The organism is Pannonibacter phragmitetus DSM 14782 (genome assembly GCF_000382365.1).
GTDB classification, from domain to species: domain Bacteria; phylum Pseudomonadota; class Alphaproteobacteria; order Rhizobiales; family Stappiaceae; genus Pannonibacter; species Pannonibacter phragmitetus.
Genome location: NZ_KB908215.1, coordinates 777,479 through 801,340 on the forward strand (window position 1 = coordinate 777,479; position 23,862 = coordinate 801,340).

Genomic DNA, 23,862 nt, shown 5'->3' on the forward strand with positions numbered 1-23,862 from the left:
ACCATGAAATCCTGAGGCCGCAGCCGATTGGGTGGCTTTGCCGTCACTATTTACGAGGCTGACAACGCTTTGTTTACCACGTTTGCACAACACTCAGCCGACAGTTCAGACAAGACCTGCCTGAAGAAATCTGACAAGAGCGGGAGTAACCCGGGGATGGGGAGCCTTCCGGACCTCATACGGTCCATTCATGTGCGCGTTCTTGACGCAAGCCCGGCGGATGCAACCCGTGCAGCCACGGTCTGTGCGCGGCTGAGCGGTGCTGTTGCCGAACCGCTGGTCTATTCCGATCCGCGCCAGTGCCTTGATGCGCTGAGCGACGCTTCGGCCGATGTGCTGATCATCGACATCGAGACAGCCGGTGGAGACGAGGCGCTTGCCCGTTTTGCCGTGCGCAGCCCCGGTGCGATCATCATCGCCACCAGTTCCCACGGTTCCGTCACGCAGGCCATGAATGCCATGCGCGCCGGAGCGCATGACTTCATCGCCAAGCCCTTCACGCTGGATGCGCTGCTGAGCAAGGTGCAGGCACAGCTCGACGGCCGCCGCCCGCAGCTTCAGCCCCAGTCCACACGCCGGGACACTCCGGCCATGCGCCAGCTGGATCCTGCTTCCCGCGTGCCGGTCGGCCGTTTCACCGGCACCTCGCAGCTGATGACGGGCGTCTACAATCAGATCGGCCGTCTTGCGCCCTCTGATGCCCCGGTCTTCATCACCGGTGAATCCGGCACGGGCAAAAGCCTGTGCGCGGAGGCGATCCACGTTCTGTCCGGCCGGACTGGCAACCGCTTTGTCGCCATCAACTGCGCCGGGCTTTCGGTGGAGCGGATCGACACGGAGCTCTTCGGTAACGGCAGCGAGGCCTATCCGGGCGCAACCGCACAGGCGGCCGGCGGCACCCTGTTCCTTGATGAGGTGAACGAGCTGGACCTGTCGCTTCAGGCCAAGCTTCTGCTGCTGCTTCAGGACAAGGGACTGGCGAAGTCCGAAACGGGCGCGCCGTCCAGCCTGCGCATCATGTGCTCGTCCAGCCGCGATCCACTGGCGGAAGTCGCCACGGGCCGTCTGCGGGAAGACCTTTATTACCGGCTGAACGTGCTGCCTGTGCATCTGCCGCCCCTGCGCGAGCGGCGCGAGGACATCCTGCCGCTGGCGCTGGAGTTCCTGACCCGCTTTGCCGGAGAGGACCGCAGATCCTTCCGCGGCTTTGATGCCGACGCGGAAGCGCGGCTTGAGGCTTATGCCTGGCCCGGCAACGTGCGCCAGCTGGAAAACACCATCCGGCAGATCGTGGTGATGAACAACGGCACGGCGGTCACCTATGACATGCTGCCGCATTTCATCCGGGAGGCCTCGGCCCGCGCCCGGCTGGGCAGCGATGAAGCCCGCGAGCGCCGCCGCCCCGCACGCGGTGCCCGGCCGCTGGCTGCCATAGAGCCCCTTTGGGCGCAGGAGCGGCGGATCATCGAAGATGCGCTGGATGCCTTTGACGGCAATATCGCACTGGCTGCTGCAGCGCTCGAGATCAGCCCCTCGACCATCTACCGCAAGAAGCAGTCCTGGTCGGAGCGTTCTGCCGCCATGTGAGCGCAGGCAGAGCGGCGCAAGCCCCCGAAAGTCCGAAAACCCGAGTCCTCCGGCCAATCAGCCGGAGGATTTTTTCGTTTGGTCCGGCATTGACAAGGCCCGCAGGCGCTCCTAAATCGGGGCTGTTAGCACTCGCTGTTGAGGAGTGCTAACAAGACGCGGGGCAACCCGCGATCTCTCGAGCCATCAACATTATGGATTGCGTGCTGCTTCATATGGGGGCACGCCGCATGAGAGGAAAGAGCCAAATGACGTTTCGTCCGCTGCACGACCGTGTCGTTGTTCGTCGCGTAACCTCCGAAGAGAAGACCGCTGGCGGCATCATCATTCCGGACACCGCCAAGGAAAAGCCGCAGGAAGGCGAAGTCGTCTCCGTCGGCGCTGGCGCCCGCAAGGACAACGGCGAACTGATCCCGGTTGACGTTAAGGCTGGTGACCGCGTGCTGTTCGGCAAGTGGTCCGGCACTGAAGTCAAGATCAACGGTGAAGACCTGCTGATCATGAAGGAATCCGACATCATGGGTGTGATCGCCTGATCAGGCGGACCTCCGGATTTCAATGACATCAACCCAAATTAGAGTGAGACGATAAAATGGCTGCCAAGGACGTAAAGTTCGGTGCTGATGCCCGCGAAAAAATGCTGCGCGGTGTCGATATCCTCGCCAACGCCGTCAAGGTGACCCTCGGCCCGAAGGGCCGCAACGTGGTCCTCGACAAGGCCTTCGGCGCTCCGCGCATCACCAAGGACGGTGTGTCGGTTGCCAAGGAAATCGAGCTGGAAGACAAGTTCGAGAACATGGGCGCCCAGATGGTGCGCGAAGTGGCCTCGAAGACCAACGACATCGCCGGTGACGGCACCACCACCGCCACCGTGCTGGCCCAGTCCATCGTCAAGGAAGGTGCCAAGGCCGTTGCCGCCGGCATGAACCCGATGGATCTGAAGCGCGGTATCGACCTCGCTGCTGCCGAAGCCGTGAAGTACCTGGTGTCGGTTTCCAAGAAGATCACCACGTCTGAAGAAGTCGCTCAGGTCGGCACCATTTCCGCCAACGGCGACGTGCAGGTCGGCAAGGACATTGCCGAAGCCATGCAGCGCGTCGGCAACGAAGGTGTGATCACCGTCGAGGAAGCCAAGTCTCTCGAGACCGAGCTGGAAGTCGTCGAGGGCATGCAGTTCGACCGCGGCTACCTGTCCCCGTACTTCGTCACCAACGCCGAGAAGATGCTTGCCGAGCTGGAGAAGCCCTACATTCTCCTGCACGAGAAGAAGCTCTCCAACCTGCAGGCCATGCTGCCGGTTCTCGAAGCTGTGGTGCAGTCGGGCAAGCCGCTCCTCATCATCGCTGAAGACGTTGAAGGCGAAGCCCTGGCGACCCTCGTCGTCAACAAGCTGCGCGGCGGCCTCAAGATCGCTGCCGTCAAGGCTCCGGGCTTCGGCGACCGCCGCAAGGCCATGCTGGAAGACATCGCCATCCTGACGGGCGGCACGGTGATCTCCGAAGACCTCGGCATCAAGCTGGAGAGCGTCACGCTCGACATGCTCGGTAAGGCCGAAAAGGTCTCCATCTCCAAGGAAAACACCACCATCGTTGATGGCGCTGGCTCCAAGGACGACATCCAGGGCCGCGTTGCACAGATCAAGGCGCAGATCGAGGACACCACCTCGGACTACGACCGCGAGAAGCTGCAGGAGCGTCTGGCCAAGCTGGCTGGCGGCGTCGCCGTCATCCGCGTTGGCGGTGCGACCGAGATCGAAGTGAAGGAAAAGAAGGACCGCGTCGACGACGCCCTGAACGCGACCCGTGCGGCCGTTGAAGAAGGTATCGTCCCGGGCGGCGGCACCGCGCTCCTGCGCGCCAAGGCCGCTGTCGAGAAGCTGTCCTCCGACAACGCTGACATCCAGGCCGGCATCAAGATCGTCCTGCGCGCTCTTGAGTCCCCGATCCGTCAGATCGTCGAGAACGCCGGCGTGGAAGGCTCCATCGTCGTCGGCAAGATCCAGGAGAACAACGACGTCTCCTTCGGCTTCGACGCTCAGACCGAGACCTATGTCAACATGATCGAAGCCGGCATCATCGACCCGACGAAGGTCGTGCGCACTGCCCTGCAGGACGCCGCTTCCGTCGCCGGCTTGCTGATCACCACCGGTGCCATGGTTGCCGAGTTGCCGAAGAAGGACGCTCCGGCAATGCCGGGCGGCGGCATGGGCGGCATGGGCGGCATGGACTTCTAAGAAGTCCAGACGCTTCAGACATACGGAAAGGGCGGTCTTCGGGCCGCCCTTTTTACATGGCCGCCCACCAATCACTCTGCGGATTATATTCACATCCCTCCCCCGCCAGCGTCCTTCAAGGCAGGACAGCTGGTGCCGGGATGGTCATGAATATTCAGGAAATTCTCGCCGAGAGGTCGGTCTGGACCTCGGACTTCATGGAAGCCACCGCCCATCTTGGGGCGCATGTGGCGGAGCCGTTTCTGACGACGGTCAATCTGGTGACGATCCACCAGATGACGCGGGCGGCGAAGATCGGGCTGGTGACAGCCTGGCAGGAGGACCCCGGCCTTGCGGAGGATCTGGGGGCGAGCTGGGCGTGGAGCCTGGAGGACCGGCACTATCTGGTGCGCGCCCTGCGGCTGGAACGCGAGCGGCATCTGGGACTGAATTATTTCCCCTTCGAGGTGGATGGCATCCGCAGCCTCATCGCGGCAGCCGAATCTGCGTCCCACGGGCACCGGCATGTGCATCCGGTCTTCGTGCTCTACACCAGCTTCACCGGGGCGGAGCACCGGATGAGCGAGGGCTGCCTCTTCATCGATGCACGGCGGATGCAGGACTTCCTGTTCAACCGCAACCGCCTGACGCTTCATCCCGCCATCGTGACACTTGAAGAAGCAAAGCATTCCGGCGCCCGGCCCTGGTACGAAATGTTCCCAATGAAGTGAGGCCGGATGCTCACGCGCCCGGCCCTGCCTGCGTCAAGGCAAGAGACACCAGCGCAGGGAGCACCCCATGTCTCTTACCGACGTTCTCAAAGATCAGTCCACCTGGACCTACAACATCATGAAAGCCTCGTCCAATCTGGGCGAAGTCATCCGGGAAGACGCGATCACAAGCGTCAATCTGGCCGTCATCAACGACCAGTCCACTGCCCAGAATCTCGGGCTCGGCACGACGAGCCTGCAAGGTGCCAAGCTGGAGATCGAATTCGGCGGCGACTGGATCTGGAACTACAAGGGATCGGTTCTGCTCGTTCAGGCCAAGAAACTCGATGTCGTGAACAAATTCCCCTACTACACGATCGACATCAACCAGATGAACACGCTGATTGCCACCACGAAGAACGGTTATTTTGGCACCAGCCCGGCAATACCGTTCTACGTTTTCTACAACAGTTTCGCGGACGAGAACCCGGCCGACTTCGGCTGTACCATGATACATGCGACAACATTGCAATCAATGTTGGTACAGACCGGCCAGATCAATCAAAAGACCGCGCAGGTTTCTCCGTCCCAGATGCAGACTGCCGGCTGGGCACCGTGGTGGAAGATCTTTACGTGATCTGAGATGCCAGATGAAGTCTGGCCCGGTTTTCTCGCCGGGCCAGACTGGTCATAGATTTTCTCAGTCCCGCGCCGGGATATTGACCGCCTTCTGGCTGGCCGGGCGGGCCATGCAGGCCTCGAACCAGCGCAGCACGTTCTTGCGGGTGGCAAGGTCCACATGCTCTGCCGCTTCATAGAAGCCGGAGATGGTGCGCAACCAGGGCCATGAGGCCATGTCGGCGATGGTATAGTCCGCGCCCATGATGAAATCGCGGCCCTCAAGGCGCTGGTCGAGCACGCCGAGCAAGCGTTTCACCTCATCGCGGTAACGCTCGAACGGACGGCGGTCCTCATATTCCCGGCCTGCGAACTTATTGAAGAAGCCGAGCTGGCCAGCCATGGGGCCAAGGCCGCCCATCTGCCACATCAGCCACTGGATGGTCTCGTATTTCGCCGCCGGATCCTTCGGCAGGAACTTGCCCGTCTTTTCCGCCAGATAGATGAGAATGGCGCCCGATTCCCAGATGCCGAAGGGCTTTCCATCCGGGCCATCGGGATCGAGCAGCGCCGGGATCTTGTTGTTCGGATTGAGCGACAGGAACTCGGGCGTCATCTGATCGGCGGAGCCGAAATCAACCAGATGCGGCTCATAGGCAAGACCTGCCTCTTCCAGAAAGGCGCTGACCTTGATGCCATTCGGCGTCGGCAGGGAGTAGAGCTGAATACGGTCAGGATGCTGGGCCGGCCACTTCCGGGTGATCGGAAAATCCGCAAGGCTTGTCATGTTCTGGCTTTCGCACTTGTGCCATAAGGCGGGAGAAGAGATAAGGCACGAGGCAGGGCGCCCCGCGTCCCTAACTTAAGCATATTGCCTGCCCTGCCAAGACCGTGCCTTGTCAGATTTCCCCAAGCCTGCGGCGGCAGCCGTTCTGCCGCCCGTCACGAGAGGCCCATGCCATGATGGATGAAGACCGCGTCGTGAACCTTGAAATCGGCCTTGCCCACGCCATCCGCACCATTGACGATCTCAATGCTGTGGTCATCGAGCAGGGCAGGCAGATCGAGCGGCTGACGCGCAAGCTGCGGGAGATGACCGACCAGATCGACGAGTTGATCGAGACGGGCGTTTCTGCCCATCCCGTCACCCGGCCGCCGCATTATTGACTGCGAAAGCTCAATTATTCACGAAGCCATCGATCATCGAGACGATGGATTGGCTTTGTGCGGTGCCGGCATTGGCATTCGGGTTCGTTACCGGGAACAGATTGAAGAAATCACGCGCATAATACTCGTTGCCGCTGGCAATCTGCGGGCCGGTAATGTCGTAGTTGTTCGTCGCAAAGGACGCATTCTGCTGGTACTGGCCAAGCCAGTCATACTTGTTCCAGATCGTGGCACCCGGTACAGGGGCTCCCAGTGACGCAAAATTCTGTGCGGCGTACCAGTTGGCCAATGCACCCGGCGTGATCAGCGTGTGTCCTGTATGCACCTGATTGCGCGCCGTAGGCACCAGCGCAATGCTGGCGGCATAGGCCGCTCCCGTGCCCTGCGCCGTGACAACCTGATTGGGCTGTATCCGGAAATCCATCAGGCAAAGCGGCCGGAGGCGTTTGTTGACATTGGATGGGAAGAAGGAACTTTCCCAGCCCGCGTGCTTGCGGGCCCAGAAGGTCCCCGTCAGCGCTCCGGCGTTTACATAATAGAGGCCAGTTGGGCCCGTTGCCTGCGAACGGGCGTTCATGTCCACCAGATCGTCAGTCGTGATCGCCTGCGCATTTGCAATCATGGCGGCAATCGACGCCTGGAAATCAACGAGATTAACGCCGAGACGGACGAAGACGTAATACTTGCTCTTGTAGACCGGCCCCTGAACCTGCTGAAGACTGGACGAAAGTGCCGTACGCGGATTGGTGATCTGATTGATCATCCCCGCCACCGCAAAATAGACGCGCGTGCGGGCGGTAGTCGCCAGAAAGCCAGCGCGATGAAGCGGCCTGAACCTCGTCGTATCATCAGATCCCGCCAGACCATAATAGACGCTGGGAAGCTGATTACCCTGCATGACAAGGTGATCCTGGTAGTTGCCAGAATCAGCCCTCGGATCGAAACGCATCGTCCCGAAACCCGCATTATTGGCATTGATCATCTGCAGGGTAGCATCGTTTTGTGCCGGCATGGGCAGGTCCTCATGACTGCGGGAGGCCGCGCCTCCCGATATGGACAGGGTCATGAGTGGGGACGCGCCCGCCAGAAAGCTGTGACGGATCAGCCTTGCCCGGAGGATACAGGCCGCTGTGCCGCCGCCATGGTCAGCAGAATGCCGGCCGGCAGAAGCAGCGCATAGAAGCCGGCCTGCATCATCCCGAAGCCCGCCATCAGGCCCCCGCCGACGAAGGCCAGGATCACCTGCGCATGCTGGATGGCACGCGCCCGTGCATCCGCCACCTCCCCGGGTGAAGCCGGTTCCGTGGCCAGCCAGCCGGAGACCAGTCCGGCAATCAGGCGCATCGTGTTGCCGGTCATGAAGGTTGTCGGCGCGTGATAGTTCAGCAGCTCGCTCATGATCACGTTCTGCAGCGACATGGCGAGGGTCGAGATCATCACGGCGGCAATTGTCGCCAGCGCCAGAGGGTGCTCCAGCGGACCGGCCAGCACGGTGACCAGCAGGAACACGGCCAGCAGCGCAGCTTCCAGTACCAGCAATGGCGCCAGCCGCAGGTGCCCTGCCGCCTTCAGGCGGACGATCAGCTGGTACCAGCCAAGCGTTGCGGCAAAGAAGGTGGCAAGCACCACCAGCTTCAGCTTGGCATCCTCCGGCAGGGTAAATATCTCCGTGCACAGCACGACAAGCGTGCCCGTGACAAAGGCTGTGAAGGTGTGGAACAGGCCAAGGACGCAGATCACATCGACATAGCAGGCACAGAAAGCCAGCATTATCGCGGTCAACGGCCGGGCCGGATCAAACAGCCCCAGGCGGCTTGCTCTCTCTTCCGTCATCTGCCCCTTTCCCGTTGTTCCCCGGCCGCTTGTGCATCCCGGGAGGCGCTGAACACCTATTCCACTAGCACCCTGCCCGCATCCCGTTAAGGAGGTGTTGACCACCGCACGCGTGGCTCGAACTGACCACCGGCAAACAGTTGCAGCCGGACGTTACAGGTGATTGACCCCATGCACGGTCCGTGGCATAAACCGCCCATCATCAAGAGAAGGGCTGGCGCCCTCGCCAACCTGCCCGGCCGGGCAAGGTGGTCCCCGCAAAGGGATGTGGCCATGGGAAAACCCAGGGCAACCAAGCGGTCAGAATGTCAATGCGCCAGTCCTCCTCGGGCAACCGAAGGAGGATTTTTTAATGTCGAGAAGAGAGAGTAACGCCGTGAACGCATCCGTCCAGATTGTCCTGGCCGGGGCACAGCTGAAGGACCTGGCCGCACCTGCCGCCCGTTCTTCCCTGACCGCCTCGGAATTTTATGTCCTGCAGCGCCTGCGTCAGTTGAAACTGACCGCCGCGCTCCGCCGTACACATGCGCCGCTGACCTCAGAGATGCGCAAGACAAGGGTGGAAGGGCTGATCGCACTGTGGAAAACAGGTTGTTCCAAAGCGGTCGACGAGAGCCTTTACGCCGATCTCGAGCGTCGCGCCCGGCAGACCCTTCCCGGCTGACCCGCCGCGGAAACCTCTCCCGAACCACGCTATTCTCACGTGCCTTGGCTGAAAAGCCTTGCGCTCCGTGCTGTTCCGCCTGCCCCAGGCAGGCCGCAAGCCGGTCAGGTCCGCCTGACCGGCTTCTTCCTTCTATTCGTCATGGCAAGACGAAAGTGGGGAGGAGTTCCCCTCTCAATGAGCCGGGTTCACCGGAGGGTGACCTCAGCACTCCGCCGGAACCGGACGCGGACGGCCATCCTCGTCCACGGCGACGAAGGTAAACATCGCTTCGGTCACCTTTTCCCGCTGGCCATAACGGTGGCGCAGGGCCCAGGCTTCCATGTTGATTTCCATGGAGGACCGGCCGATCCGGCCAACGCGGGTGTAGATGCACAGCACATCACCCACATGCACGGGGCGGATGAATTTCATCCGGTCGATGGCAATGGTCACCACGCGGCCGCTGGCGCGCTGGCCGGCGGCAATGCCGCCTGCAAGATCCATCTGCGACAGCACCCAGCCGCCGAAGATATCGCCCGAAGCGTTGGTATCGGCCGGCATGGCCATGGTGCGAAGGGTCAGGTCACCGGTTGGCTGTTCGGTTTCTGCGTCCGAAGTGGCTGTCACATGGCTCTCCATGAAAGACGGTGGGGAGGAAAATCAGAGGGTTGCGGCCTGCTTGAGCACTTCCGGGCGCTCAAGGCAATAATAGCCGGAAATGCGGCTGATCGTGCCGAGCCGCTTCCAGTCGTTCAGCACGCGGCTGACATTCTCACGCGCAGCGCCTGCCATATTGGCAATCTCGGACTGGCTGAGCTTGTAGTGAATGAGAATGCGGCCGTTATCCAGCGGCTTGCCGAAAGTCTCCGCCAGCTGCATCAGCGTCTGGGCCACACGGCCCGGCAGCGGCAGGAAGGAACGGGCGGCCAGAACATCGTTGGACTGGCGCAGCCGCTTGCCGACGATGGCCAGCATGTGCCGGTAGAGCTGCGGATTCTCATCGGCAAAGCGCTCGAAGGCTGACTTGTCGATAAAGGCGAGCCGTGCCGCCTTCAGCGCCGTCACGGTGGCCGAGCGCGGCCGCCCGTCGAGCAGCGCAAGTTCACCCACCAGATCCCCCGGCCCGAGCACGGCCAGAAGCTGCTCATCCCCTTCGACGGACAGAATGGAGACCTTGAGGGAGCCTTCCAGAATGGCATAGCAGCCATTGCCCGGATCGCCTGTTTCGAAAAGGATCGCCCCCTGGTTCACCTTCATCGGGCGCGCCAGACGGGTGAGCCCATCCGCCAGTTCTGACGGCAACCCCTCGAGAGTGAAGCTGTTGTCGAGAAAGCCCTTTAGATCCGACACGAGACACGCCCCTTGCTCATGACAGACCTGCAGCTTTGCGCCGCCCGCCTGCCCTGTAAAAATTCCCTGCCCTGCCTCTGGCAATCTCGCAAAAACAACCCACATCCACAATAGCAGACAGCGAGAGCTGTTTGCCTCCTCCCGAAGAACGGCTCCAGCCCCCACTGGAGCCGTTTCCGTTTGCGGAAGGCAGATTGAGGACTGGCAAGAGAAGACCGGCTGGTACGCCCCTCAGTAAAGGAAGATGTCCTTCTCTGCCAGCGTGTTGAAGAACTTGAGGCTTTTGAGCACGGCAAAATGCCGCTCGCGCCGTGCAAGCTCCACCTTTGGCAGTTGCCGCCGCAGACGGTCATCAATGATCGAGGGCCGCGCCACAACGAAGGCCATTTCGGGAAGTCCGTCGAAGTGATGCCTCAGCGCCTCCTGCAGTTCCGCCTCGGTTGGCGGGTCCGGCAGCATGGGGCCGCTGGCCAGCAGCGGAAAGCCAAGCTTCAACGCAAAGCGGCTGAAACGGCGCAGCGCCCGCCCTTCCCCTTGCGGGTAGATGAGAAGCGGACGGGTGGCTAGGCCCTCAGCCTCCACCGCCCCCGCCAGCAGCCGAACCAGAGCCCGGTGGCGCATCAGGCCATCCGGCAGGGTGATGAATTGCGGCTCAGCGCCGAAATGCTCCATGAAGCTGCGGAGCTGGGCGGCCATCTCCTCAAGGATGATTTCGTCGGGCAGCAGCCCGAAGCCTGCGCGGCGGGCGAACCAGCCGGGGCTACGGAACGATGGCCCCAGCTCCTGCCGCCACCGCGGGCTCATCGGCTCACCGAAAGGGCCCGTGAGTGTCAATGTCAGGCCAACGAGCGCGTGGCTCGCGGCACCCTCCACCACTTCGCGCAAGGGCGCATATTCACGCCGCCAGAGCTCGGAGAAAGCAAGACACCCCACGGCACTCAGACGGCCCTGCACCAAAAGCTCGCGGATCGCCCGGTCCGTGCCGAACGCGAAGCCATAATCGACTGCCGCCAGGGTGATCCTTTTCATTCCGCCCCCTACCCGCAATTTATCGCGGGGCACCATGCCTCTTTGCTAACCGCAAAAAGGCTTGGAATACAATCGGAAACAGAATTCAGGCACGCCTTCGCGGCATCAGCCTATTGCGCGCCCATCCACAGCACGGGGTCAATCGGCTCCAGCGGCGAGCCTTCCGGCTGATCGATGACATAGACCAGTAGATCTTCCAGCGGCACGCCCTCAACCTTGCGCGTGAGGGTTGCCACCAGCTCCACCCGGCCAAAGGTCTCCGACACGCGCTCCGCCGCATCGCGCCGCGCTTCGGTGACATAGAGCCCCGGCACGGAGAACAGCTCCGCCCCCGGCTGCGGCATCATCACATAGCGGATGCGGTCGTTGAGCTGGATGACCGGAATCTCCCCCCGGAAGGCAAAGGCCATCTGGCCATTGAGGCCATAGCCCATGGTGGCGATGTAGCCTGCCCCTTGCGCATCGGCGATCTGGCGCAGTTCATCATGGATCTGCTGCCAGCCGCGCATCTGGAACGTGGGGTCCTTGCGGGCGAACTTGCCGGTGAAGGGCGACACCGCATGCACCTGTACCGCAGCACCAAGCCCAAGCCCCAGCACGACCGCCACCGCGGCAAGCCCGCGCCAGAAGCGTGCTGTGCTTGCAGCCACAAACACAGCGGCCATGATGCAGAAAGCCGGGAACACGGGCGCTGGCCAGTTGCCCTGAACGCGCGAATGCAGCGCATGGACGAGCAGATAGGCAAGGAACGGCAGCGTGGTCAGCACGATCAGCCCTGCGCCTGTCTCGCCCTTGCCCATGCGCCGGATCAGTTGCCACAGCCCGGCCAGCGCCGGAATGGCCACCAGCGGATTGAGCAGGCCGAGGAAGGCGCCGATGAACTCGATGATGAACTTTTCCGTCCAGTCACCGCGCCCGGCGCGGCCGAACTGCTTGTAGAACGAGGCCCAGTCATGGTCCGCATTCCACATCAGCACCGGAGATAGCAGCGCAAGGGCGATCAGGCCGCCCACCCACAGCTGCCAGGACAGGAACCAGCGGCGGTTGGCGGGCATCAGCAGCCACAGCACGATCCCGGCGCCAAGGAACAGAACGGAATATTTGGAGACGAGCCCAAAACCTGCGAACAGCCCCACTGCCAGCCACCAGCTGGGTTTTCCTGAAGCGGTGAGTTCCGCCAGAGCCCAGAGCGTCAGGCCCCAGAAGAACACGGAAGGCGCATCAGGCGTCGCCAGCACAGCGCCGACGCCGACGAGCAGCGTCGCGTTGAGGAACAGCACGGACAGCCCGGCCACGCGCGGGCCGAACAGCAGGAAGGCCGTGCGCCACAGCGCCAGCGACCCAATGGCCGCCGACAGGATGCTGACGAGCCGCAGCCCCAGCGCCGTGTCACCGGCCATCTGCTGACCCAGCCAGATCCACCAGGCCACCATCGGCGGGTGGTCGTAATAGCCGAAAGCCGGATAGAGGCCCCAGAGCCGGTAATAGCCCTCGTCCTCGACGATATAGGCGCTGGCGCCCGTCCACAGGCGCAGTGCCGTCAGCGCCAGCACCAGAAGGACAAGCAGTTTCGGCTGCAGCCAAAGCGGCAGGTCTGCCACGCTTTCGCGGCCTGTTCCCAATGCGCCCGTCTGTCCAGCCATGATCAGGTCACCCTCAGGACTTGCGCCAGGTCAGCACGGAGGAGGCAGCGTAATTCCACACTGCACCCATCACCGCCCCGGCAGCGCCAGCAATCCACCACACCGGCTCGTTTTCATAGATCAGGTTGGCAACGCCCACATTGGCCAGCACGCCGACACTGCACACCGCATAGAAGGTGACGAGGCCGCGCAGCATGGCAAAGCCGGTCAGGCGCCGGTCGCGGTAGGTCAGCTGGTTGTTGAGGAGGAAGTTGGTGGTCATGGCGACGAAGGTCGCGGCAATCTGCGCCTGGTTGAAGTCTAGCTCCAGCGCCAGCAGCGACGCGCGCAGCGCCACCAGATGCACCAGCACGCCGCTGGCGCCCACAAGGCTGAACATGAGGAAGCGGACGGAGACCATGTCGCCGAGATACTTCGAGACCAGAAGGCCCAGATAATCCAGCGTCACCAGCGTATCGAGCTTGCTTTCCCCCTCCTGCCGCTCGCGGAAGACAAAGGGCAGCTCGCGGATGCGCAGGCGCCCCTCGCCGCTTGCCACGATATCCAGCAGGATCTTGAAGCCTTGAGCCGAGAGGCGCGGGGCAAGTTCATCGACCACTTCCCGCCGCAGCATGAAGAAGCCGCTCATCGGGTCGGAGAGCGTCACCTTCAGCAGCTTGCGCGCCAGCGCGTTGGCGAAGTTGGAGCCCGCCTTGCGGATCGCGGACAGGCCCTCGCCGATATCGCCGCCTTCGACCTTGCGGCTGGCGACCGCCAGATCCACCTCGCCGGAGCGCAGCGCCGCCAGCATGCGCGGCAGCAGCGTCTCGTCATGCTGCATGTCCGCATCCATCACCGCCACAAAGGGGGCAGACGACGCCAGCATGCCTTCGACGCAAGCGCCCGAAAGCCCGCGGCGTCCTACCCGGCGGATGACGCGGATGCGCGGATCTTCGGCGGCAATGGCGCGGGCTGCGGCGGCGGTGCCATCCGGTGAGTTGTCATCGACGAAGATGACTTCCCAGGCCACGCCTTCCAGCGCCTTGCGCAGCGCCGCAATCACCAGCGGCACGTTGCCCCGCTCATTATAGGTCGGCAGAACCACCGTGAGTTCCGGCGCAGCGCCATGTTGCGCCTCTGTCCGGTTCAGGCTCACATCCATGCGGAAAATCCGTTCTTCAATCATCTTGCGGCGGCCATCTGCCTGCCGGTCTGTTTGGCCGGGAACATAGCCAAAAGGCCGCCATTTGCAAGCGAGGCGCGGTTGACGCCAGCCTGCGGCCCCTTGCCGCCCGCGCAGCTTTTACCGTGCCTTTGTAAAGGGTCGCCGCTAGACTGGCGGCCTGATCAGGAAAGCAGGCCATGACCTCTGTCGATATCCGCCCCGCCGTCACCCGCGTGCCCATGCATGAAAGCATCACCCGCGAGGAGATCAACACGCTGGTGGACAGCTTCTATGATGCCGTGCGCACCGACGAACGCCTCGGCCCCATTTTCGAGGCCCGCATGGCTGGGCACTGGGACGCGCATCTAGAACGGATGAAGGGCTTCTGGGGCTCCGTGCTGCTGAAAACCGGTGAGTACAAGGGCCGGCCGGTGCCTACCCACCTGCCCATGCGCCAGGAGGTGGAAAGCGATGATTTCCGCCGCTGGCTCGCCCTCTTCCGCCAGACCGCCCGCCACGTCTTTGCCAACCCGGAAGCTGCCGCCATCGTCATCCGCCAGGCAGAACGCATCGCCACCAGCCTCTGGCTCGCCATGCTCGGCACCCCCTTCGACCGCCCGCCGGGATTTCTGTTCGGGGAGGAATAGGGGGAAGGCGCGCTCTTTTGAGCACAGCGCCCCTTTTCCACCTTGAGCTACGATATGCAGGCTTCGTGGATGAAGCCAGAGACAGATGGGGAAGGTCTGAAGTCTCGTTACTCCGGCACGGCGTTTCAGCCCCCCTCCCCCTGGTGGGGAGGGGCAAGGGGGTGGGGGGAAAGACCTTTCCGTCTGGCAAAGTCTCCATTGATTACAGACAGCTTCTCTTCTCCTCTCCAGCCTCTTCAGGAAAAGCTAATTTTTTCAAAATCTTGCGGACTCAGAGCCCCCCACCCCTTACCCCTCCCCACGAGGGGGAGGGGGGCGGAGAGACCCTGTCACAGAGCAGATGCATCACTGCGGGCGATGTCCGAACCTGATATGTGAATCCGGTAGCCTTAAGGGGGAGGGAAACTGAACCGCCGTGCTGTGCAGGGCAAACAGCCTTTTTCCCCTGCCACCCATTTCAAACGCCGCCCACCACAGGAAGAGGGCATGCAGGCTGAAAACAGGCACTCCCCCTTCCCCGCCCAATGCCTTGCCCGGCGGGCTGGTTTCGTCTAGGAAACAGCCAGACGTTTCAGGGGCATGAAAGCCGCTGGACATGACCGCAAGCCTGTTGCACAGCATCCCGGAAAGCAGCCTGTTCCATGTCAAATCCGAAGACCCAGAAACTGAAGGCGCGGCTGCCGCGCGGCTTTGTTGACCGTTCGGCAGCGGATATCCGCGCCACGGAAGAAATGGTCGCGAAGATCAAGGCGGTTTACGAGCTTTACGGGTTTGATCCGGTCGAGACGCCGATGTTCGAATACACCGACTGCCTCGGCAAGTTCCTGCCCGATACGGACCGGCCGAATGCGGGCGTCTTCTCCGTGCAGGATGATGACGAACAGTGGCTGAGCCTGCGTTATGACCTGACGGCCCCGCTCGCCCGCCATGTTGCCGAGCACATCAACGAGATCCAGCTGCCGTTCCGCAGCTACCGGGCGGGCTGGGTGTTCCGCAACGAAAAGCCCGGCCCTGGCCGCTTCCGCCAGTTCATGCAGTTCGACGCCGACAGCGTCGGCGCGCCGGGCGTCGGGGCTGACGCGGAAATGTGCATGATGTTCGCCGACACGCTGGAGGCCCTGGGGCTGAAGGGCCAGTATGTGGTGCGCGTCAACAACCGCAAGGTTCTGGACGGCGTGCTGGAAGCCATCGGCCTTGGCGGCGAGGCGGACGGCGAACAGCGCCTGACCGTGCTGCGCGCCATGGACAAGTTCGACAAGTTCGACAGCGAAGGTGTGCGCCTGCTGCTGGGCGCCGGGCGCAAGGACGAGAGCGGCGACTTCACCAAGGGCGCCGGGCTTGCGGACGCTGCCATCGCCGCCATCATCGAAATTCTGGAAGGCGGTTCGCTGGAAGCCCTGCTGGCTGATGGCGAGGACCTCGCCTTCAAGACCCCGGCTCTGGCGGCCCTACCCTTCAATGCCGCGCTGCACGATGGCTTCTCGGAGCTGCGCGCCATCTCCGGCCTCGTCCGCGCTGCGGGCTATGGTGCCGAGCGCATCAAGATCGACACCTCCGTTGTGCGCGGCCTCGAATATTACACCGGCCCTGTCTATGAGGCCGAGCTGCTGTTCCCCGTCACCAATGAAAAGGGTGAGGTGGTGCAGTTCGGCTCCGTTGGCGGCGGCGGGCGCTATGACGGGCTGGTGAAGCGCTTCACGGGCCGTGATGTTCCGGCCACGGGCTTTTCCATCGGCGTGTCGCGCCTGATGAGCGCGCTGAAGAACCTCGGCAAGCTGCAGGGCAGCGAGACGCTGCCGCCGGTTCTCGTCACCGTCATGGACGGCGATGCAGACGCCATGGCCAGCTATCAGGCCATGACCCAGCAGCTGCGGCAGGCCGGCATCCGCGCCGAGATGTATCAGGGCAACTGGAAGAAATTCGGCAACCAGCTGAAATATGCCGACAAGCGCGGCTGCCCCCTCGCCATCATTCAAGGTTCCGATGAGCGAGCCAACGGCGAAATTCAGATCAAGGACTTGATCGAGGGCAAGCGTCTTTCAGGTGAAATAACCGACAATGTAACATGGCGCGAAAGCCGCCCGGCACAGGTGACTGTGGCCGCAGGCGAGCTGGTGAAAACCGTGAAGCGCATGCTGGCCGGGCAGGCCGAAGACCGCGCCCGTGCGGCAAGCTGAGGACAGGACGATGACGGGAAGCACCGCAGCAAACGGATCAGGGGCTGATGCCGGCACCGCAAGGCTGGCCGCAACCGCACTGGCGCGGCTGCAGGCCGCCGGGCATACGCGCATCGACCCGCCGATCCTGCAGCCTGCGGACACGTTTCTGGATCTGGTGGGCGAGGACATCCGCCGCCGCCTGTTCCTGACAAACGGTGCCGATGGGCCGGAGCTGTGCCTGCGCCCGGACTTCACCATTCCCGTCTGCCGCCAGCACCTCGAAAGCGAACCGGCCAACCGGCGCGATGACTATTGCTACGCGGGCCCCGTGTTCCGCCAGCGCCCCGGCGGCATTGGCGAGATCCCGCAGGTGGGCGCCGAAAGCCTTGGCCGTAGCGACCGGGAACAGGCGGATGCTGCCATGCTGGCGCTGGCGACCGGCGTGCTGGCCGATCTTGGCATCAGCGATCCGGTGATCCGCATCGGCGACGAAACGCTCTTCACCGCCGTTCTTGCCGGGCTGAACCTGCCCGTGGTGTGGCAGCGCCGCCTGCGCGGCCTGTTCGGCGAGACGGCCCGGCTGGACGCGGCCATCGCCCGCATGGGTGGCGAAGCCGTGCAGGATGACAGCGCCACCCGCCTCGGCTTCCTCGCCGCGCTCGACGGCGCCAACCATGAAGCCGCGCAGCAGGTGGTCACCGATCTTCTGTCCATCGCGGGCATCACCGCCGTGGCCGGGCGCAGTGCCAGCGAAATTGCCGAACGCTTTCTGGAGCAGGCCGCCCTTGCCAACGGCTCGGGCGCCAATGCGGGCGCGGCGGCCACCTTGCGCGAATATCTCTCCATCAAGGGCCAGCCGGATGTGGCGCTTGGCGAGCTGAAGGCCTTCGCCAGCCGTCATGGACTGGATCTTTCCGGCCCGCTTGCCGCCTTCGAGGCCCGGCTTACGGCCATCAATGCACACGGCCTTGCCGCCTCGCGCATGCAGTTTGCCGCCGACTTCGGCCGCCGCCTCGACTATTACACCGGCTTCGTTTTCGAGATGACCGCCGCAGGCCATGACCTGCCGGGGCAGATCGTCGGCGGCGGGCGCTATGACAAGCTTCTGCGGCTGCTGGGCGCCCCGCACGAGGTGCCTGCAGTCGGCTTTTCGCTGTGGCTCGACCGGCTGCAGACCGTTCTGGAGGCACGCGCATGACCCGTCTGATCATCGGCATTCCTTCCAAGGGCCGCCTGCAGGAAAAGACCTCCGAGTTCTTCGCAGCCAGCGGGCTGCGGATCGTCCAGCCGGGCGGCGACCGCAACTACCGGGGTGCCATCAAGGGGCTGGAGGATGCGGAAATCGCCTTCCTCTCCGCCTCCGAGATTGCGCGCGAACTGGCGGAAGGCACCATCCACTTCGGCATTACCGGGCTGGATCTGGTGCATGAGAGCATCGCCGCGCCGGAACGCCTCGTGCATGTCGTCACTCCGCTCGGCTTCGGCCCGGCGGATGTTGTCGCCGCCGTGCCCAAGGCCTGGATCGACGTGGAGACCATGGCCGACCTTGGCGACGTTGCGTCCGACTTCCGCGCCCGCCATGGCCGCAGCCTGCGGGTGGCGACCAAATACGTGAACCTGACCCGCGCCTTCTTCGCTCGTCAGGGCATCGCCGATTACCGCATCGTTGAAAGCGCCGGCGCCACGGAAGGCGCTCCTGCGGCCGGCTCTGCGGAACTCATTGTCGACATCACCACCACCGGCTCGACGCTGGAAGCCAACGCGCTGAAGATCCTGAAGGACGGCGTCATCCTGAAGAGCCAGGCGCATCTTGTCGCCTCGCTGAAGGCGGACTGGAGCGAAACGGCACTGGGCGCGGCACGCACCATTCTGGACCGGGTGGCGGCAGAAGAAACCGCAAGGGGCCTGCGCATTGTCCGTGCGCTCGTCACCGATCCGCGTGGCGCGGTAAAGGCCGTGCTGCCGCTGGGGGCTGAACTTGCCTTCGGTCATCCGGCCGACGAAACGGTTCTCGCCCTGCTCTGCCCCAAGGATCAGGTGGCCGACTGTGCCCAGAAGCTGATCGAGCATGGCGCCCAGACGGTCAGCGTCGAGACGCCGGACTACATCTTCCGCAGCACCAACCGCCTGTTCGATCCGCTGGCGGAGAAGGTGCGGCGCTGAAAAAAATGGCCGCCTTGCGGGCTAGAAAACGCAAGGCGGCCAGTTTCATCGGGGGAAGACCGGTGCGCCGCGCGGGGGGCTGCGGCACCGGCAACCGTTTCTGCAACAGCTTCACGGTATGAGATGTACGCGGAAGGCTGCCCGGTGGATCAGACCGGCACGGCAACCGGCCGCACGAACGTAGCCCGGTATTCTTCAAGCGGCGCCCGGCGGCAGCAGCCTTCAAGGTGGTCATTCACCAGTCCCATCGCCTGCATGAAGGCATAGACGGTGGTTGGCCCCACGAAACTCCAGCCGCGCTTCTTGAGGTCCTTGGACAGGGCCACACTTTCCGCTGACTGGGTGATTTGCGACAGGGTGGCACGGTCGCAGCGCAAGGGACGCGCCTCCGGCTTCGGCTCGAAACGCCAGAAATAGGCGGCAAGCGACCCGAACTCGGCTTTCAACTCTATGGCGCGCCGGGCGTTGTTGATGGTGGAGACGATCTTACCACGGTGGCGCACGATCCCGGTGTCGGCAAGGCAGCGGGCAATGTCCTCATCCCCGAACCCGGCGACCTTGTTGAAATCAAACCCGGCAAAAGCCGCGCGGAAGCCTTCACGCTTGCGCAGGATCGTCAGCCAGGACAGGCCGGACTGGAAGCCTTCGAGGCAGATCTTCTCGAACAGGCGGTGATCGTCCCTGACGGGCCAGCCCCATTCCTCATCGTGATAGATGCGGTAATCCTCGAGCCCCCCATACCATTTGCAGCGGTGCTGGCCATCGGCGCCCTCAATCAATCCATCCATCACCGCCTCCGGCACAGGTATTTGTTCTTTTTTTGTTCTATATTCTTTTCATCCATGCCGCAAACGAAAAAAGCCGGCGCGAAGGCCGGCTTTTCCCAAAATGAAAGAGGTTTGCCTCAGGCAAAGAGCGCGTCGATGTCGTCCTGCGAGGCAACGTTGGAGTCGGTCTTGAGCGACGGGCCGTTGAGCAGGGCTGCATCGCCCTCGGCCTGCGCACGCATCTTGACCTCAAGATCGTTGAAGCTCTCGATACCGCCCCAGATGTTCATCATGTCGATGATGCGCTCTTCAATGAAGCGCAGGGTATTGATCACCTTGGTGATGCGCTGGCCGGTCAGATCCTGGAAGTTACAGGCTTCAAAAATCAGGATGACCTTTTCCTGGATATCCTGAGCCATTTCACGGTCATGGCCGCTCACGCGGGCAGACAGCGTATTGGCGGTCTCGTCAATGAATTCGGCGGCGGACAGAATGCTGTCGGTCGCCCCTTCCGTACCTTCGACAACAGCATCCAGCTCGTTGGAAACGCGCGCCATCTCCTCACCTTCCGACCCGGTGGTGTGGTGAAGGGCTGCGATTTCCTTCTTCGTGGCGTTGATGGCCTCGTAGATCGCGTCAAGTTCTGCCTTCAGCTTGGCAGCTTCATTGAGTTCCTTGCGGAACTCCTTCAGCACCTGATCGCTGATGGACTTGCTGTCGGCGGGCTCGTTGCCCTGCACAAGCGACTTGAGCGCCCGGATCTCCGCCATCAGTTCCTGATGACGGTACTCCTCCAGTCTTTCTGGCTGCGCTGCAGCCGTCGCATCACGGAAAAGACTTTCAACCCGGAATGCACGTTTTGCCGCCGCCATAACTGCTCCTGCTATCACGCAAATACTATAGGAGATTGCCCATCCTTAGGGTGATTTATAACCGCCGATGTTTAAGGAAATGTTCCCGGGTTACGTTGAAACGCGCAGATGATACGGATTCAGGCTATTGATGCGATTTTGGTTTTCAAGCTGCAGCGCAAGCGATTAAAGTCCGCGGGCGTGGATGGTTAACGCCGCGTGAGGAAGGTCCCGCAGCCCGGTGAAGCAGTTTCAGATGCCGCGCATTTCCATCACATGCCTTGCCCTTCTGCTTGCCGGCAGCCTCGCCGGCAAGGCTGTGGCGCAGCCGGATACCTTCACGACGGAGGAACTCGTGACCGGCTTCAACGCGACCGTCTTCGGCCTCGAGTACCGCACCTGGAGCTGGCAGCCCTATCTGGTGAAGAAATTCGCCAAGCCCGTCCGTTTCCGCATCTTCAGCCTGTCGCACAAGGACCGCCGGGCCGAAGTCGAGGCCTTCATTGCCGAAATGGACCGCAAGATCGCAGGCGTTTCGATCCAGGTGGCCAGCGCCACGGAAGAGCCGAACTTTGACGTCTACATCGTTGACCGGCACCAGTATGAGGACGTGGTGCGCCAGTCGGTCTACAAGGACATGACCGCCGATGCGCCGGGCCGCTGCCTTGTGCGGGTGGAGTCCGGGCGGCGGGGCATCAAGAACTCCCGTGCCGTCATTGTCTCCGATGAAGGCGATTTTCTGTTCCGCCGCTGTCTGGTGGAGGAACTGCTGCAGGGGCTCGGCCCCATGAATGATGATGACCGCCTTGTACATTCGGTCTTCAACGACGGCTCGCGCCATAACCGCTTCACCGTTTTCGACCAGCTTATCCTGAACATGCTCTATGACCCGCGCATCAAGCCCGGCATGTCCCCTTCCGAGGCAGAAAAGGTGCTGCCGGTGGTCGTGCGGGATGCCCGGCGGCGGATCCAGCCCTGAGCCACCGGGCCCGCATCCGGCGGGTAAGCAGCCGTTCACCATATCCGCAAACCGTTCCTTTACCGTGATTCCAGATAGCCGGACTGGCTAGCGCGCCGTTCATCCTTTCCACGCGGTCAGATACCTAAAATTTGAACGAATGCCGGTCTCCGGCCGAAGGCTATCTGTTTGCGAGTAACGCCAATGAAGCGGATCCTGATCCTGACTGCCATGGGGCTTATCAACGGCCTTATGCTGATGCCTGCCGTCTGCGGCAGTGCCATGGCCCAGAGCACGCACAGCGCCACCCCGCCGCCCGTGGTGCTCAGCCCGGATCTGGCAGAGCCCTGGCTGCTGCAGCTGCGCCCCCATGGCATCCAGCCGCCAAGGCCGCAGCCGCCGCAGCAGAGCTGGTTCTCCTTCGGTCAAAGAGCTGCCCCTGCCCCCGTGCAGCTGGCCCACGCCGAGCCAGCCCGCAAGGCACCGCAGGCCACCCGCCAGATCGACCCGAAATTCCTGCCTGCGGTGGTGGACTACAAAGGCCCCCACAAGCCGGGCACGATCGTGGTGGATACCAACACCCGGTATCTCTATCTGGTGCAGAATGACGGCACCGCGCGCCGCTATGGCATCGGCGTCGGCAAGCCGGGCTTTGAATGGGCCGGCACCCACAAGGTCACCCGCAAGGCGGAGTGGCCGGACTGGCGCCCGCCGGCCTCCATGCGCAAGCGCCGCCCGGAACTGCCCACCTTCATGGCAGGCGGGCCAAACAACCCGCTGGGCGCCCGGGCACTCTATCTCGGCTCGTCGCTTTACCGCATTCATGGCTCGAACGAGCCCTGGAGCATCGGCCATGCGGTGTCTTCCGGCTGCATCCGCATGCGCAACGAGGACGTGACCGATCTTTACGAGCGTGTCGGCGTCGGTGCGACGGTGATCGTCATCTGATCTGGCGGCGCAGCCCCGGCAACGGTGCTGCTGCCGGTTGCGGCGAAAGATCCCGGCCATGTTCCCCTTCTCCAGATCCCGGCACTCTGCCGCTCCCCATGCGGGCGCGGTCTATCTGCTGGCAGCCGTTGCTGCGGGCATCTCCGGCGGGCTGGCTGGCACGGCCTTTCACCTTGGCGTGGATGCCCTCTCCAGCCTGTACCGCGATCTGCGCCTTGCGGTGACTGACCCGCTGCTCTCGGCCCTCATGACGGCCGCCATCTCCGCACTTGGCGCACTTCTTGCTGCCCTGATCGTGCGCCGCATCGCGCCGGAAGCCGCGGGCAGCGGCATCCAGGAAGTGGAAGGTGCCATGGAGGGCCTGCGGCCCATGCGCTGGCTCCGGGTTCTCGTGGCGAAGTTCACCGGCGGGCTGCTGGCCCTGTCTTCCGGTCTGGTGCTTGGCCGGGAAGGCCCGACGATCCACATGTCGGCTGCCGCCGCCGCAGGCATTTCGCAAGGCCTGGGCTTTACCGCAGATGACCGGCGCGGATTGCTCGCCGCAGGCGCGGCGGCTGGTCTTGCTGCGGCCTTTTCGGCCCCGCTCGCAGCCATTCTCTTCATCGTGGAAGAAACACGCCGCCAGTTCCCCTATGGCTACCGCACCTATATGGGAGTGATCCTCGCCAGCATCGCCAGCGGCCTCACGGTGGAGGGCCTTCTGGGCACCCGCCCGGCGCTGGAGATCGACACCAGTGCCCTGCCCGTTCTGAGCTTTCCGCTGTTCATCCTGCTCGGCGCGCTGCTGGGGGCGCTTGGCACAGGCTTCAACAGCGCTGTCCTTGCCAGTCTCGACGCGGTCCAGAAGCTGCCGAAACGGCTCTGGTGGCTGCCGCCTGTTGCTGCGGGCGGCCTCGCCGGTGCCCTGCTGATTGCCTTTCCCCTTGCAACGGGAGGCGGTGACCAGCTGGTCAGCTTCGTCACGGCCGATCATCTGGGCCTTGGCCTGCTTCTGCTGCTGACAGCGCTGCGTTTTGCCGGGGCGCTGGTATCCTACAGCATCGGTGTGCCGGGGGGCATCTTCGCGCCGATGCTTTCCATCGCCACCTGTGCGGGCCTTGCCTTCGGCGTTGTGGCCAGCCAGCTGCTTCCCGGCGCGGACCTTCCGGCACAGGCCTTTGCCATCGCCGCCATGGGCGGTTTCTTTGCCGCATCGGTAAGGGCGCCGCTCGTCGCGGTCGTGCTGGTGCTGGAACTGACGGGCGCCTATCCGCTGCTGCTGCCGGTGCTCGTCACCTGCGCTGCCGCAACGCTGGCCGCTCATGCCCTGAACGGGCGGCCAATCTATGAAATGCTGCTGGAACGTACGCTCCGCCTTGCAGGCGAGACGCCGCCGCCAGCGGAGAAGGACCGCACGCCCATCCAGCTCGGCCTTCCGGGAAGCTGAGCCG

General features: G+C 63.1%; 24 protein-coding genes and 1 riboswitch. Of the genes, 14 read left to right on the forward strand and 10 right to left on the reverse strand.

The window, feature by feature from the left end:
* Window positions 1–156: 156 nt before the first annotated feature.
* The 5 genes from H163_RS0103605 (at window position 157) to H163_RS22125 (ending at window position 5,146) form a co-directional block, all read left to right on the forward strand.
* Window positions 157–1,587, forward strand: coding sequence for a sigma-54-dependent transcriptional regulator (locus H163_RS0103605; protein ID WP_019963182.1), 1,431 nt, complete (start codon window positions 157–159; stop codon window positions 1,585–1,587).
* Between the two features lie 248 nt (window positions 1,588–1,835).
* Window positions 1,836–2,123, forward strand: a complete 288-nt coding sequence (groES, locus tag H163_RS0103610) for a co-chaperone GroES (protein ID WP_019963183.1) — start codon at window positions 1,836–1,838, stop codon at window positions 2,121–2,123.
* A 56-nt stretch (window positions 2,124–2,179) separates the two neighbouring features.
* Window positions 2,180–3,820 (forward strand): chaperonin GroEL, encoded by a 1,641-nt coding sequence (gene groL / locus H163_RS0103615; protein ID WP_019963184.1) that lies wholly within the window; start codon window positions 2,180–2,182, stop codon window positions 3,818–3,820.
* Between the two features lie 146 nt (window positions 3,821–3,966).
* On the forward strand, window positions 3,967–4,530 hold the full coding sequence (locus H163_RS0103620) for a hypothetical protein (RefSeq protein ID WP_147290389.1): 564 nt from the start codon (window positions 3,967–3,969) through the stop codon (window positions 4,528–4,530).
* A gap of 67 nt (window positions 4,531–4,597) precedes the next feature.
* The gene (locus H163_RS22125) at window positions 4,598–5,146 is read left to right on the forward strand and encodes a hypothetical protein (protein WP_019963186.1); all 549 of its coding nucleotides are present in this window, start codon (window positions 4,598–4,600) and stop codon (window positions 5,144–5,146) included.
* Between the two features lie 63 nt (window positions 5,147–5,209).
* On the opposite strand, the gene H163_RS0103630 is transcribed toward H163_RS22125, so the two are convergent.
* Window positions 5,210–5,914, reverse strand: coding sequence for a glutathione binding-like protein (locus H163_RS0103630; RefSeq protein WP_019963187.1), 705 nt, complete (start codon window positions 5,912–5,914; stop codon window positions 5,210–5,212).
* Between the two features lie 173 nt (window positions 5,915–6,087).
* Here H163_RS0103630 and H163_RS0103635 point away from each other — a divergent pair, with 173 nt between their 5' ends.
* On the forward strand, window positions 6,088–6,294 hold the full coding sequence (locus tag H163_RS0103635; RefSeq protein WP_019963188.1) for a SlyX family protein: 207 nt from the start codon (window positions 6,088–6,090) through the stop codon (window positions 6,292–6,294).
* Window positions 6,295–6,304: 10 nt separating this feature from the next.
* On the opposite strand, the gene H163_RS0103640 is transcribed toward H163_RS0103635, so the two are convergent.
* On the reverse strand, window positions 6,305–7,306 hold the full coding sequence (locus H163_RS0103640; protein WP_026355407.1) for a hypothetical protein: 1,002 nt from the start codon (window positions 7,304–7,306) through the stop codon (window positions 6,305–6,307).
* An 89-nt stretch (window positions 7,307–7,395) separates the two neighbouring features.
* Window positions 7,396–8,127 (reverse strand): YoaK family protein, encoded by a 732-nt coding sequence (locus H163_RS0103645; RefSeq protein WP_026355408.1) that lies wholly within the window; start codon window positions 8,125–8,127, stop codon window positions 7,396–7,398.
* 194 nt (window positions 8,128–8,321) lie between these two features.
* Window positions 8,322–8,433, forward strand: a riboswitch (SAM-I-IV-variant riboswitch).
* A gap of 70 nt (window positions 8,434–8,503) precedes the next feature.
* On the opposite strand from H163_RS0103645, the gene H163_RS22130 reads away from it, so the two are divergent.
* Window positions 8,504–8,791 carry a hypothetical protein gene (locus tag H163_RS22130; protein ID WP_019963191.1) on the forward strand — a complete coding sequence of 96 codons (288 nt, stop codon included), beginning with the start codon at window positions 8,504–8,506 and terminating at the stop codon, window positions 8,789–8,791.
* Between the two features lie 204 nt (window positions 8,792–8,995).
* Here H163_RS22130 and H163_RS0103655 read toward each other — a convergent pair whose 3' ends face one another.
* The 5 genes from H163_RS0103655 to H163_RS0103675 form a co-directional block, all read right to left on the reverse strand.
* The gene (locus tag H163_RS0103655) at window positions 8,996–9,412 is read right to left on the reverse strand and encodes an acyl-CoA thioesterase (RefSeq protein WP_019963192.1); all 417 of its coding nucleotides are present in this window, start codon (window positions 9,410–9,412) and stop codon (window positions 8,996–8,998) included.
* Between the two features lie 21 nt (window positions 9,413–9,433).
* Complete coding sequence (locus H163_RS0103660) at window positions 9,434–10,123, reverse strand: Crp/Fnr family transcriptional regulator (protein WP_019963193.1); 690 nt, start codon at window positions 10,121–10,123, stop codon at window positions 9,434–9,436.
* Between the two features lie 231 nt (window positions 10,124–10,354).
* The gene (locus H163_RS0103665) at window positions 10,355–11,152 is read right to left on the reverse strand and encodes a ChbG/HpnK family deacetylase (protein ID WP_019963194.1); all 798 of its coding nucleotides are present in this window, start codon (window positions 11,150–11,152) and stop codon (window positions 10,355–10,357) included.
* A gap of 110 nt (window positions 11,153–11,262) precedes the next feature.
* On the reverse strand, window positions 11,263–12,795 hold the full coding sequence (locus H163_RS0103670) for a glycosyltransferase family 39 protein (RefSeq protein ID WP_040677795.1): 1,533 nt from the start codon (window positions 12,793–12,795) through the stop codon (window positions 11,263–11,265).
* Between the two features lie 13 nt (window positions 12,796–12,808).
* A complete protein-coding gene (locus tag H163_RS0103675; RefSeq protein WP_026355410.1) occupies window positions 12,809–13,936 on the reverse strand; it encodes a glycosyltransferase in 1,128 nt (375 codons plus the stop codon).
* A gap of 200 nt (window positions 13,937–14,136) precedes the next feature.
* Here H163_RS0103675 and H163_RS0103680 point away from each other — a divergent pair, with 200 nt between their 5' ends.
* From H163_RS0103680 to hisG, 4 genes are all read left to right on the forward strand, one after another.
* A complete protein-coding gene (locus tag H163_RS0103680; protein ID WP_019963197.1) occupies window positions 14,137–14,586 on the forward strand; it encodes a group III truncated hemoglobin in 450 nt (149 codons plus the stop codon).
* A 641-nt stretch (window positions 14,587–15,227) separates the two neighbouring features.
* Complete coding sequence (gene hisS, locus H163_RS0103685) at window positions 15,228–16,763, forward strand: histidine--tRNA ligase (RefSeq protein ID WP_019963199.1); 1,536 nt, start codon at window positions 15,228–15,230, stop codon at window positions 16,761–16,763.
* A 10-nt stretch (window positions 16,764–16,773) separates the two neighbouring features.
* Window positions 16,774–17,943, forward strand: a complete 1,170-nt coding sequence (locus tag H163_RS0103690; protein ID WP_019963200.1) for an ATP phosphoribosyltransferase regulatory subunit — start codon at window positions 16,774–16,776, stop codon at window positions 17,941–17,943.
* The gene (hisG, locus tag H163_RS0103695; RefSeq protein WP_019963201.1) at window positions 17,940–18,908 is read left to right on the forward strand and encodes an ATP phosphoribosyltransferase; all 969 of its coding nucleotides are present in this window, start codon (window positions 17,940–17,942) and stop codon (window positions 18,906–18,908) included. Before H163_RS0103690 ends, hisG begins: the two co-directional genes overlap by 4 nt.
* Window positions 18,909–19,057: 149 nt before the next feature.
* On the opposite strand, the gene H163_RS0103700 is transcribed toward hisG, so the two are convergent.
* Entirely contained in the window at window positions 19,058–19,696 is a 639-nt protein-coding gene (locus H163_RS0103700; RefSeq protein ID WP_040677797.1) for a DNA-3-methyladenine glycosylase I, read from the reverse strand.
* Between the two features lie 116 nt (window positions 19,697–19,812).
* Complete coding sequence (locus H163_RS0103705; protein WP_019963203.1) at window positions 19,813–20,547, reverse strand: protein phosphatase CheZ; 735 nt, start codon at window positions 20,545–20,547, stop codon at window positions 19,813–19,815.
* Between the two features lie 235 nt (window positions 20,548–20,782).
* On the opposite strand from H163_RS0103705, the gene H163_RS0103715 reads away from it, so the two are divergent.
* From H163_RS0103715 to clcA, 3 genes are all read left to right on the forward strand, one after another.
* On the forward strand, window positions 20,783–21,505 hold the full coding sequence (locus tag H163_RS0103715; protein WP_019963204.1) for a DUF2927 domain-containing protein: 723 nt from the start codon (window positions 20,783–20,785) through the stop codon (window positions 21,503–21,505).
* Between the two features lie 183 nt (window positions 21,506–21,688).
* Window positions 21,689–22,432 carry a L,D-transpeptidase gene (locus H163_RS0103720; protein ID WP_019963205.1) on the forward strand — a complete coding sequence of 248 codons (744 nt, stop codon included), beginning with the start codon at window positions 21,689–21,691 and terminating at the stop codon, window positions 22,430–22,432.
* Between the two features lie 58 nt (window positions 22,433–22,490).
* Window positions 22,491–23,858, forward strand: a complete 1,368-nt coding sequence (gene clcA, locus H163_RS0103725; RefSeq protein ID WP_019963206.1) for a H(+)/Cl(-) exchange transporter ClcA — start codon at window positions 22,491–22,493, stop codon at window positions 23,856–23,858.
* Window positions 23,859–23,862 lie beyond the last annotated feature (4 nt).